The organism is Calothrix sp. CBUCES-K 9914 (assembly GCF_059640475.1).
In genome coordinates this window covers 74,866-85,722 of record NZ_JBXXZH010000008.1, presented here as the reverse complement: position 1 = coordinate 85,722, position 10,857 = coordinate 74,866, and the positions used below count along the sequence as shown (strand labels likewise).

Genomic DNA, 10,857 nt, shown 5'->3' with positions numbered 1-10,857 from the left:
ATAAAGATTTGCGCGAAACCCTTGATTTTTCAAGATTTTTAGGGAACGAATCAGCCCTGCTTATTAAGGGGGGTTGGGGGATCAAAGTGACCTCACCTAATAACCATGTCTTTAACTTTACGTTTATATATATCTCTAATAATTGTTATTGGCTGCGCTTTGCTCAAACAGAATGCTTGGTCGATGCTAAGTGTTTATGTAGTTTTAGCATTAATTTGGGCTAGTATATTACGTGCAAAACTTCCCAAACTTGCAGCTTTACTCGGCACTGAATTACTATTCCTATCATTCTTAGCACTTCCTCTAGGTTGGGAACGCGCGAGTTTCTTGTTAGTGCGTTCATTAACCTGTTTAGTAACGATGAATAGTTTTTTGCTAACGCTACCACCCCACAGTTTTGGTATCGCGCTTAAATCATTGCCTTTACCAAGCGTATTTAAACAAAGCTTATTACTAGCTGGGCAGTATATGGAAATATTGCTTGGTGAAGTTGAAAGAATGCAGCGTGGCGCCCAGTTAAGAGGACTTTCGGGTACTGCTGGATGGTTACGCTACGCCAGTGCATCAATGATAGGAGCATTATACGTTCGCTCTTTAGACCGTGCAGAGAGAGTTTACGCTGCAATGGTCGTGCGTGGTTACACAGGAGAAATGCCCGTCAACTCAGAACTTCGACCAAAAGAAATTTACGTAGTTATCTTGATAAGCATTATTGCACTAACTTTAACTACTGCGTCTTGGATATAAATTACCTCTCTCCTCCTTTATCTAAATGTCACAACCTGTTTTAGCTGTTCATAACTTAGTGTATTCATATACTAAAGAATTAAATGTACTAAGTGAAATTACATTTGATATTCAACCTGGCGATCGAGTCGCTTTAATGGGTGCCACTGGTTCAGGAAAAAGTACTTTGCTCGAAAACCTAATTGGTTTAAAGCAGCCGAAGTCAGGAAAAATATTGATAAATAATATACATGTAGAACCGCAAAATTTAGCACAAGTGAGGCGCCATATTGGTTTTGGCTTTCAAGATGCTAACGACCAATTATTTATGCCAACGATTTTAGAGGATATTACCTTTGGTCCAAGAAACTATGGAGTCAATAATGCAGTAGCAACCGACAAAGCTAGACATTTGTTGACAGAATTTGGTCTAGAAGCTTACGAAAAACGTTCCGCACATGAACTATCTGGTGGACAACGGCGCCTAGCTGCCCTAGCTGCAATTCTTGCTCTTGAGCCTGATATACTCATACTGGATGAACCAACTACTGGACTTGACCCAGCTTGGCGCCGTAAACTCGCACAAGTTTTAATAAACTGGCAAGGTAAAGCTTTGCTCGTAGCTTCCCACGATTTGCACTGGTTAGCAAGAGTTACACAACGCGCGTTAGTGCTTTATGGAGGTAGAATTGCCATCGACGGTCAAATTAAACCTTTACTGAAGGATGCTCAAACCTTAGAAAGTTTAGGTTTACCCGTAGACTGGTAACGAGCGTGTTTTGCTATATATTTGCTCTGTGTATAAAAGTATCGGAACAATTATCCAAAAACCTGAATCATCGGATACTATTATTTGGGATTTTATGGTGATGGGTATATATTGTGGTTTGGCGTAAGTATATTGTAGCTCCCGTGAGCGTGGGTATAGTATTGTTATTGGCAAGCTGTAGCGACAGTAAAGTTGCTCAGTGCGAACGATTGATTAAGCAAGTAAGTAAAGGTACTGAGCTAATTCAAAAAAGTCAAGTCGCACAAGTATCAACTGGCATAAAACTTGCAAAACAATTAGAAGAAACTAGTAAAGAAATTGGCGACTTGAATATAAGCGATGAAAAGTTAAAAGACTATCAGAGCAAATTTGTCAAGACTTTTGAAACCATGAGTAAAAACGTGGATGCAGGAGCAAAAGCGTTAGGAAGAGCAAAAAATGCCAAAGCAACAACAGAAGGACGCGCGGCAATTCAAAAAGCGCGCGGAGATATAGACACAGCTTTCAAAAATATTACTGATGCTGCGGCAGAATTCGATAGTTCGGTTAGTACACTCAACAGCTATTGTACAAAACCCGAATCGTAAAAAGAGTGGAAAGTGCTGAGTGCTGAGTGCTAAGTTTTAACTCCTAACTCCTAATTCCTAACTCCTAACTGTACTCAGCACTCAGCACTCATTACTCAGCACTCATTACTTTATTTATGATGGAATGGAAGCAACTTCTCACCCCCCAACGTCTTGGAAAACAGGCGCCGGAAGATATACAATTAGACCGAACCTGTTTTCAAAAAGATTGTGACCGCATTGTATTTTCCTCCCCATTTCGGCGCCTTAAGGATAAAACACAAGTTTATTCGCTATCAAAAAACGATTATATTCGGACGCGGTTGATTCACAGTTTGGAAGTTTCTTGTGTTGGACGTTCCCTTGGTAGAATTGTCGGGTACGAAGTCGTCAACCGTCACAAGTTAGAAAAAGATGGGTTCAATGGCTCAGATTTTGGAGATATTGTTTCAGCAGCATGTTTAGCCCATGATATAGGTAATCCCCCGTTTGGTCATTCAGGCGAGGATTCCATACGTCAAGGTTTTGTATCTTGGTATAGTGAGTATAGTGAATTAGAACAAAACTGTCTTAATCTAAAGCAAAAATCTGATTTTGATTTATTTGAAGGCAACGCGCAAGGGTTTCGTATTCTTACCAATCTGCAAATGCATCATCGTCATGGTGGGATGCAACTAACTTGTCCGACATTAGCAGCATTTACCAAATACCCGCGCGAATCGTTTATTCCTGCAAATATTCTTACTGATTATACTGGCTGTAGTGCCAAAAAATATGGCTTTTTCCAAGCCGAGAAAGAATTATTTACCGAAGTTGCTCAAATTGTTGGCTTAATTAGGCGCCATGATAACGCAGAATGGTGGACACGTCATCCCCTCGCATTTCTCGTTGAAGCAGCAGATGACATTTGTTATTCGATAATAGATGTCGAAGACGGTTATCGTATGGGCTACATATCATTTTCTGAAACGCGCAACTTACTCAGCGATATTGCTAAAATAAATGTAGATGATGAACCAGAATTTAGCGAAGCAGAAAAAGTCAAACGTTTACGCGGTAAATCAATTAATAATTTAATCAAAGAAGCAGCAGACACCTTTCTCGCGCGTGAAAATGAAATACTTGCAGGTACTTTCGACCAAAATTTATTATCCCTCAGTAAATACACACCACAACTACAAAATATATCCAAAACCGTCAGCAAAAAAGTTTTCCTACATCCAGACATTATCGGAATGCGAATAGCAGGTTATGAAGTCTTAGGAAAACTATTTGCTGATTTTGTCGATGCAGCATTACGTACCAGTAAAAAAGGTGAATTAATAGCGTTAATACTTCCAGAAAAATATCGTCCACAAGAAACCGAAAATACATACCAAAAAATCTTACGCATCACTGATTATATCGCAGGAATGAGCGACTCCTACGCAACCAGCTTATTCCAAAAATTCAGCGGCATCTCAATTAAATAACTATATATCAATCTTGTGGAACAGGCATCCCTGCCTGTCTCTTATCACATTCCCCTGTAAACCTCCAGTATGTATCAACAAAACACGGCGCCCATTAAAATATTCCTGTTTAACTAAATCCATAACACCATAAAACATCTTAGCAGTATACACATAATCAAGCGGCACGCCAAATTTCATCTCCAACTCGCGCGCAAACCTTAACAACTCATCATTAACTTTTGCATAACCGCCAAAATGATAATCACATATCAAATCCCATGATATACTTTTAGCGTCTTTGTATTGTCCTAATAAACTTTCAACATCAGACTTTAAAAAATCTCCTCCTTTCAGAACAGGGAAACCTATTACACGCTGCTTGTCATTTAAAGAAAGTGCAACACCTGCTAAAGTCGTACCAGTCCCACAAGCAATACAAGCAATATCAAACTCAACATCTTGACTAACTATTTCTGTACAACCCTTCACCCCATCCAAGTTACAACCACCTTCAGGAATTATAAATACCTTACCAAAGCGCGCGTATAGTTCTTGATGTAGCGTCTCACTGTTTCTTAGTCGGTAAGTTTGTCTATCTATATATATAAGCTGCATTCCCTGACTTGTGGCAAACTCTAATGTAGGGTTAAGTGGCAGCGTTTCTTCTCCACGAATAACACCTATCGTTTTAAACCCAAATAAATTTCCCGCTGCCGCAGTTGCATGTATATGATTAGAATAGACACCGCCAAAAGTAAGTATAGTATCTAAATTTTCTCGCTTCGCTGCTTCAAGATTATATTTTAACTTATACCATTTATTACCACTAATAACCGGATGCACCAAATCTAAACGTAATACGTAAAGTTCTACATTAAAAGCGCGCGCGACTTTGCTATCAATTTTTTGTATCGGAGGAGAAGCAAAAGGGGACATAAATTAACAAAATTAAAAATTGTCATTAATTTTGGGTGGTAAGAAAGAATAACCACAAAGGCACAAAGTACACAAAGGTAAGAGTTAAAAGAGTTAATGAGCGGGTGTTGAATAAACGAACCGCAAAGAACGCAAAGGACGCTAAGGAAGAAATAAGAGAAGAAAACACACCATAACTTATGACATAGACCACGAGTTCAATTATATCAATTACGCAACAAATAATGCAAATCTATAAATACTTACTATTCAGTTTTCTCCACTAAAATCTCTTTTTCCTTTCTCATATTGCTGTAGCAACTCCAATACTGTTATCTTCATTTATATTTAAAAATTAGATTAATTATTTTTTATGTACTATTAGCCAAAATAAAAGGCGCCGTTATTTAAAAACTATGCGGACCTGGATATCTATCATACACATTAGTTGCTAGTTCAGGAGATATTAGAGCTTGTTTTTCAATCAATTCGGTTAATGCATCATTACAACGCTCTGCTATTTCAGGATATTTACCAGCATACCATTCTAGCAATGTAACAATTGAAGGGTCGCTAATATCGTAACCAAGTTCTAACATTTTTTGCGTTTCTTTAAATGCCAGATTGAAAATTCCATCAAGGTCAACAAAAGTTTCTGACATAATTTTCATCCTTATAATTAAATTAATACGATTGTACAAAATTTTATTGCGCTAATCTTTGAATATGAGCGATTATTTCCTCTTTGCTTACAGCATGTTTTGGAGGTACAAGCCAACTAGGATAAAGATATGTAGTTTGCCCCAGAATATGGGATTTACGTTTATCTTTCGCTGTTCCCCAACGGTCTGGAAAAATAAACCAACGTTGACTTAACCTTCTAGGAACTATTGTACCCCAAGCTAGACGTGTTGCAGGGCAAAACCAGATAATTGCTGAAGGTGGATTAACCCATTGTTTGCTTTCAACTTCACCACACATCCAGCCTTTGTAATAAGTTGGTAATACATTATAATCATAGACTGGAACTGTAACAGTTTTTACTGATATCCAAAATAGTTTACGCTCATCATCCCTACTGTATACAGGAATATCCTCATCAGTACCAAAGTCTGTCATGATAGATTCGCCTGCGTTGATACCACGCTTTCTGAGTCCTCTACGAACCATTTCAACTGTTTCTCTTCCTTCTGCTAAAAATTTTTCCCAATCAGATGCGGACATAATTTGTAGATACACCTTTACTCTATAAGCATGATTATGTCAAAGAGCGGTTATTTTTGTAATTATTGTTGTGAAGCGCGCTTTGTGCTTATAACTAACTAACCCTCTATATACATTACTGCTGTGTCGAATTTACAAGAAAGTCACTTAAACCGCGCGCGCGCTAGTCTCCGCCAAACTCTATCTTGGTACAATAATCTCCGCTCTGCTGGACAAGCTTCTTCTCAGTTGACGGGTTTGGTAAAACCTGAGTTGGAGATATTAACCTCGACCCTTAATAAGCTTGACCAAAATGTTGTGCGTATTGCTGCTTTTGGTTTGGTTAGTCGTGGTAAGTCTTCGGTACTTAATGCTTTGTTGGGACAGAAGGTGTTGCAAACTGGGCCTCTTAATGGTGTGACCCAGTACCCCCGTTCGATACGTTGGAGTCCTAGCGAGAAAGTGCAGGTTGAGTTAATTGATACACCTGGGTTAGATGAAATTGCGGGGGAAATACGCGCGCAAATGGCTAAAGATGTGGCACAACAAGCTGATTTGATTTTGTTTGTGGTGTCGGGTGATATCACGCGCACTGAGTATAATGCTTTGTTGGAGTTACGAAAGTCTCAGAAACCTTTGATTTTAGTTTTTAACAAGATTGATTTATATCCTGACACCGATAGAGAGACTGTTTATCAAAATTTACAGCAGTTAGGCGCCGGAAATCTATTAGAAAAACCTTTACAACCTGATGAAATAGTTATGGTAGCAGCAGAACCTTCACCTTTAGAGGTGCGGGTTGAGTATCCTTCGGGACGGGTTGACTATGAGTGGGAAACTTTACCACCTCAAATAGATGAGTTAAGACAAACTATATTAAATATCCTTAACCGTGAGGGTAGGTCACTTTTAGCGCTCAATGCTTTGGTACAAGCACGCGAAGTTGAAGAAAGCATCGCTCAAAAAACAATCGATGCGCGCGAACAGCAAGCAGAAGAGTTAATATGGCAGTTTGCAAAATATAAAGCTTTGGTAGTAGCGTTAAATCCTATTGCTGTACTCGATGTGTTTGGTGGTGCAGTTACTGACCTTGCTTTAATTCGTTCACTCGCGCGTTTGTACGGTTTACCAATGACTGGGTATCAAGCTGGAAAAATTCTCAAGACGATTTTTCTAAGTTCGGGTGGTTTATTACTAGGGGAGTTGGGAACAAGTATTGTATTTGGTTTAGACAAAAGTGCTTCTGTTATCGCTGGTGAAACAGGTGGTAATATTACTGGGTTTATTGGCAGTGCATTAGTTCAGTCAGGTATTGCTGGATATGGCGCCGTTGCAATTGGAAAAGCAGCTAAAGTATATCTGGAAGCTGGCTGTACTTGGGGACAGTTTGGTGCCAGTACTGTTATGCAGGAAATACTAGCTACTGTTCCTAAAGACACAATTTTACATCGCTTACAGCAGGAATTGAAAGGTAAATTAGAAAGTTGAGGTTAGTCGTAACTCCCTATCTAATTGTTCCCACTTTTATATTAGTAATTTATATTCTTACAATCTGAAAAACTTATGAAAAGTTATGAAAAAATGGGGTTCGTTGAAACAAACCCTGTTTCTTAAATTACTTTGAAAAGTTTTATCAAATTTTAATTTTTGACATCTGTCTTTATCTATATGTATACTTTGCTCAATTTCTGTCAAATTTGACTCGAATCAGCAGTCTAGAATATATTACCGCTTGCCGAACCCGCCTTACCTATCAATGGTTTCACGTTCGGTGCCTACTTGTTAAGCAACAATGCGCTCATGTAACTTTTTATAACGTAAAATTAATTTATACAGATAAATAATTCGTTAATTTAATGAGAAATGCTTTGATTAACGGATATAAAGTTTCTCAAAAATGTAACAGTTAATGCAGAATTTAGATTTCCTTAATTCCATAATTACATCGGAGTGTTATCCGGTCATTTCCATCAAGCAAAATGACGGTTTTTACTACCCCACAGTTTGATTAACATTGTTTACACTAAGTGTATTAGGTAGAGGTAAACAGAGTCATGCTTATAAATAACAACAGGTAATATTACTTAGTTATCATAAATCTATAAGTATTAATACCTTGCAGTGCCGAGTTTACTGAGTTAAAACCGAAATACTTAGTTGGAATATTTTTCATTCATTAGTTAAGTAGGAAAGTGAGAGTCTAAAATGCAAAATACATTAGAAGTCGTTCAAGCAGGAGCAATTGAGGAAGTAATTCAACAGTCAATTGTTGAAGCGCGCAGTGCATGTGGTTTACATGGAGATGGTTCGCAAGAGTGTGCAGTAGCTTGGGACATCGTTGAAGAGTTACAAGCAGAAAAATCACACCGCAGTCAAACAGTTCCAGTCAAAAGTTCATTGGATCAATACTGCTCCTTGAACCCCGATGCTTTAGAGTGTCGCGTATACGACGTATAAATACAGTGCTGAGTGCTGAGTTCTGAGTAACTCTTACCACTCAGCACTCAGCACTCAGCACTTTTTACTCATTTCATTGAAAGCAGTAAAAGTAAGTTCCTTAATAGCTTCCAATTCTAATGCTGGTATCTGACTCAACATAGATAACCACAGCAAGTATTCAACATTTCCAGCAGGCCCAGTAATAGGTGACCACGTTAAACCTTTGTACTTCCATCCAAGTTCTTGCGCTGCTTGTAAAACTTGATAGATAGCGTCTGCTTGGTCTATTGAGCTACGTACTACACCTTTTTTACCAATTCGATTTTTTCCAACTTCAAATTGTGGTTTGACCAACAGCAGCATTTCGCGCGGTGGTTCTGATAGGTGCCAAAGTGCGGATAAAATTTTGGTTACAGAAATAAATGAGACATCGACGACTATGAAGTCAGCGTATGTTGATCCCCCCCCAACCCCCCCTTGATAAGGGGGGGAGTTTTTGTATATTTGTTCAGGTGTCAGATGTCGAATGTTTGTGCGTTCTAGTAAGATAACTCTGGAGTCATTTCGCAGTTTCCAGTCTACTTGACCGTAACCAACGTCAACTCCGTAAACTAATTTAGCTCCTGCTTGAAGTAGACAGTCTGTAAACCCACCTGTCGAAATACCCGCATCCAAGCATATACGCTCTGTCACTGAAATATTAAATGTTAAGAGCGCTTTTGCTAGCTTTTCTCCACCTCTTGAGACGAAGCGAGATTTTTGCTTAACTATAATGCAGGCGCCTGTATCAATTTCAGTTCCAGCTTTATCAATCATCTTACCATCAACCGTTACCTCTCCGGCTTGAATCAGGCGCTGTGCCAATGCACGGGAAGTACATATGTTTTGTTCAACTAATAAGATGTCGAGTCGTTGTTTTGCCAATTTAATATTTTCTTAAGAAACTATTTACTCTTGATGTAAACTATTTTAAGGTGTTCTGGTTGTTATCGCATTTTAGGAGCGTTTGAGCGAAGGCGCCATCAGGATAAAGTTGAATTGCAATCTACCTTTGGTAAGTATCCTAATTGTTTAAATATATTTCGTGAGTCGATTGGTTTCACAACTTTCGACTGATACAAAGCCTATTTTTCTACTTAAACAAGCAAAAAGTAAATACATCATTAAAAATATACTGTAGCAAAACTTTTCACTTGTATAAGTAGAATGTAGACAAATTGTTAAATATTGTAATATCTAAGTAATTTTACGTTTATGGCGTTCATTGGTGCTGAAGTAAGATTTATATAGAATACTTATTTCAATTATTAGTTCTGCTTATTATTTGAGGTTACTGTAATGTATATAGAAAAACGAGTCATTGAAAAAACCTCCCTGTCCGGGTTACGCATATTAGTTATTGAAAGCAAGCGAGATGAGCGCGACTTACTTGCTTATATCTTAGAATCGCACGGCGCCACGGTTATTTCAGAAGCATCGGTTGTAAATGTGGCATCAAGTTTTGTGTATCATCCTCCTGACGTGGTATTTGCGAGCGTTAAAGCAATGTATGACTTTGCGCTAGCTTCACAATTTCAAAAATGTGCCATGAAAGCAGAAAAACAAACTTTGATAATTGCTGTAGCAGAATCAAATCGAAGTGCTTACCCTACAATTGCTCAAGACTTAGGCTGCGATGCTTGTATATCTAAACCGTTGGATATAACTCAAGTCGTAGACGTAGTTTCAACTTTAGCAGTTAGAGATGAGCAACGGAATTATTCATGGATGTCAGCATGAGTTGGTTTGAAACTTACTGTAATACAAAAATAGCGAGTCTTCTTACAAAGACTCGCTATTGTTTTGATTAAGATTTTGCTTTAAGTTTTGTTAAGCCATATTGACAAAATGCAACCAATCCAAAATCCAAAATCTAAATGTCTTTCTCGCTTAACTCGCGTGTTATGTAGTCGAAGGGTTCATCAATAAAGCTGGTATTGGTGACACCTGCTGCACTAGCTTGTTCTTTAACGATATCCTTCATAATTTGAATACCGCGAACAGTCGGACCAATGGGTACACCTAATGAGTTATAGGTTTCGCGTAACCCTTGGAGAACACGCTCATCAAGAACATCCATGCTGCCAGCAACAAGTGCATAAGTTGCATAACGCAGGTAGTAGTCCATATCGCGTAAACACGCTGCATAGCGACGAGTTGTGTAAGCGTTACCACCCGGACGAATTAACTCTGGTTGTTCGTCAAATAATGCCGAACCAGCTTGCTTAACAATTCCAGCTGCTCCAGAATTGACGACTGATGCTGCTTTAATGCGCGCGGTACCGCTTTCAAAGTAGCTTTTGAGATTGTCGATTGCAAGTCGATCAAAATAACGTCCAGCAACGTCATAATTCTTAATTAAACTTGTAACAGCGTCGCGCATAGCTTTTATCTCCCAATCATTCCTGTCAATGGCTTGATATTAATTTGACTGTTTTCTTATGCAGTAAATGCATGAGTTACTACTTGTGTTGCCAGCATTACCTCTACAATAATATTTCGGCGCCGCAAAAAGCACTCTCATAAAGGATTTTATGTCAAAGTTGCTCATAAGAAAATCTACTATGTAGTTTTGTATCGTTATGGCTGGGTCAAAGTTAATATAACCTTTAAAACCGAAATTCTGTATCTGAAGATACAAAATAATCGACAGCCACTTCATACGATAATCCAGGTGCGAAAATTTGGTGAGCGCCAAGCAGGGTCAACAAATGCTTTGGGCTTAAATAAATTGACTGTGAAGTTT

General features: G+C 38.5%; 12 protein-coding genes. 7 read left to right on the top strand and 5 right to left on the bottom strand.

Features of this window, described 5'->3' with window-relative positions; translation table 11 throughout:
• Nucleotides 1–105: 105 nt before the first annotated feature.
• The 4 genes from AC2JBO_RS03340 (at nucleotide 106) to AC2JBO_RS03325 (ending at nucleotide 3,533) form a co-directional block, all read left to right on the top strand.
• Nucleotides 106–747 (top strand): energy-coupling factor transporter transmembrane component T family protein, encoded by a 642-nt coding sequence (locus tag AC2JBO_RS03340; protein WP_496952199.1) that lies wholly within the window; start codon nucleotides 106–108, stop codon nucleotides 745–747.
• 25 nt (nucleotides 748–772) lie between these two features.
• Nucleotides 773–1,495, top strand: coding sequence for an energy-coupling factor ABC transporter ATP-binding protein (locus AC2JBO_RS03335; RefSeq protein WP_496952198.1), 723 nt, complete (start codon nucleotides 773–775; stop codon nucleotides 1,493–1,495).
• Nucleotides 1,496–1,644: 149 nt separating this feature from the next.
• Entirely contained in the window at nucleotides 1,645–2,082 is a 438-nt protein-coding gene (locus AC2JBO_RS03330; protein WP_496952197.1) for a hypothetical protein, read from the top strand.
• A 116-nt stretch (nucleotides 2,083–2,198) separates the two neighbouring features.
• The gene (locus tag AC2JBO_RS03325; protein WP_496952196.1) at nucleotides 2,199–3,533 is read left to right on the top strand and encodes a deoxyguanosinetriphosphate triphosphohydrolase; all 1,335 of its coding nucleotides are present in this window, start codon (nucleotides 2,199–2,201) and stop codon (nucleotides 3,531–3,533) included.
• Here AC2JBO_RS03325 and AC2JBO_RS03320 read toward each other — a convergent pair whose 3' ends face one another.
• From AC2JBO_RS03320 to AC2JBO_RS03310, 3 genes are all read right to left on the bottom strand, one after another.
• A complete protein-coding gene (locus tag AC2JBO_RS03320) occupies nucleotides 3,534–4,451 on the bottom strand; it encodes a 1-aminocyclopropane-1-carboxylate deaminase/D-cysteine desulfhydrase (RefSeq protein ID WP_496952195.1) in 918 nt (305 codons plus the stop codon). It abuts the gene before it with no gap.
• Between the two features lie 386 nt (nucleotides 4,452–4,837).
• Nucleotides 4,838–5,092 (bottom strand): hypothetical protein, encoded by a 255-nt coding sequence (locus AC2JBO_RS03315; RefSeq protein WP_496952194.1) that lies wholly within the window; start codon nucleotides 5,090–5,092, stop codon nucleotides 4,838–4,840.
• Between the two features lie 43 nt (nucleotides 5,093–5,135).
• A complete protein-coding gene (locus AC2JBO_RS03310) occupies nucleotides 5,136–5,654 on the bottom strand; it encodes a hypothetical protein (RefSeq protein WP_496952193.1) in 519 nt (172 codons plus the stop codon).
• Nucleotides 5,655–5,777: 123 nt separating this feature from the next.
• Between AC2JBO_RS03310 and AC2JBO_RS03305 the strand changes: the two genes are divergently transcribed.
• Together AC2JBO_RS03305 and AC2JBO_RS03300 are read left to right on the top strand one after the other, a co-directional pair.
• A complete protein-coding gene (locus AC2JBO_RS03305) occupies nucleotides 5,778–7,121 on the top strand; it encodes a GTP-binding protein (RefSeq protein WP_496952192.1) in 1,344 nt (447 codons plus the stop codon).
• A gap of 717 nt (nucleotides 7,122–7,838) precedes the next feature.
• Nucleotides 7,839–8,090 (top strand): Calvin cycle protein CP12, encoded by a 252-nt coding sequence (locus tag AC2JBO_RS03300; protein WP_496952191.1) that lies wholly within the window; start codon nucleotides 7,839–7,841, stop codon nucleotides 8,088–8,090.
• 54 nt (nucleotides 8,091–8,144) lie between these two features.
• Here the strand turns inward: AC2JBO_RS03300 and AC2JBO_RS03295 are convergent, their stop codons facing one another.
• Complete coding sequence (locus AC2JBO_RS03295) at nucleotides 8,145–8,996, bottom strand: TlyA family RNA methyltransferase (protein WP_496952190.1); 852 nt, start codon at nucleotides 8,994–8,996, stop codon at nucleotides 8,145–8,147.
• A 414-nt stretch (nucleotides 8,997–9,410) separates the two neighbouring features.
• Here AC2JBO_RS03295 and AC2JBO_RS03290 point away from each other — a divergent pair, with 414 nt between their 5' ends.
• Nucleotides 9,411–9,851 (top strand): hypothetical protein, encoded by a 441-nt coding sequence (locus tag AC2JBO_RS03290; protein WP_496952189.1) that lies wholly within the window; start codon nucleotides 9,411–9,413, stop codon nucleotides 9,849–9,851.
• Between the two features lie 133 nt (nucleotides 9,852–9,984).
• Here the strand turns inward: AC2JBO_RS03290 and apcB are convergent, their stop codons facing one another.
• Entirely contained in the window at nucleotides 9,985–10,494 is a 510-nt protein-coding gene (gene apcB / locus AC2JBO_RS03285; protein ID WP_496952188.1) for an allophycocyanin subunit beta, read from the bottom strand.
• Nucleotides 10,495–10,857 lie beyond the last annotated feature (363 nt).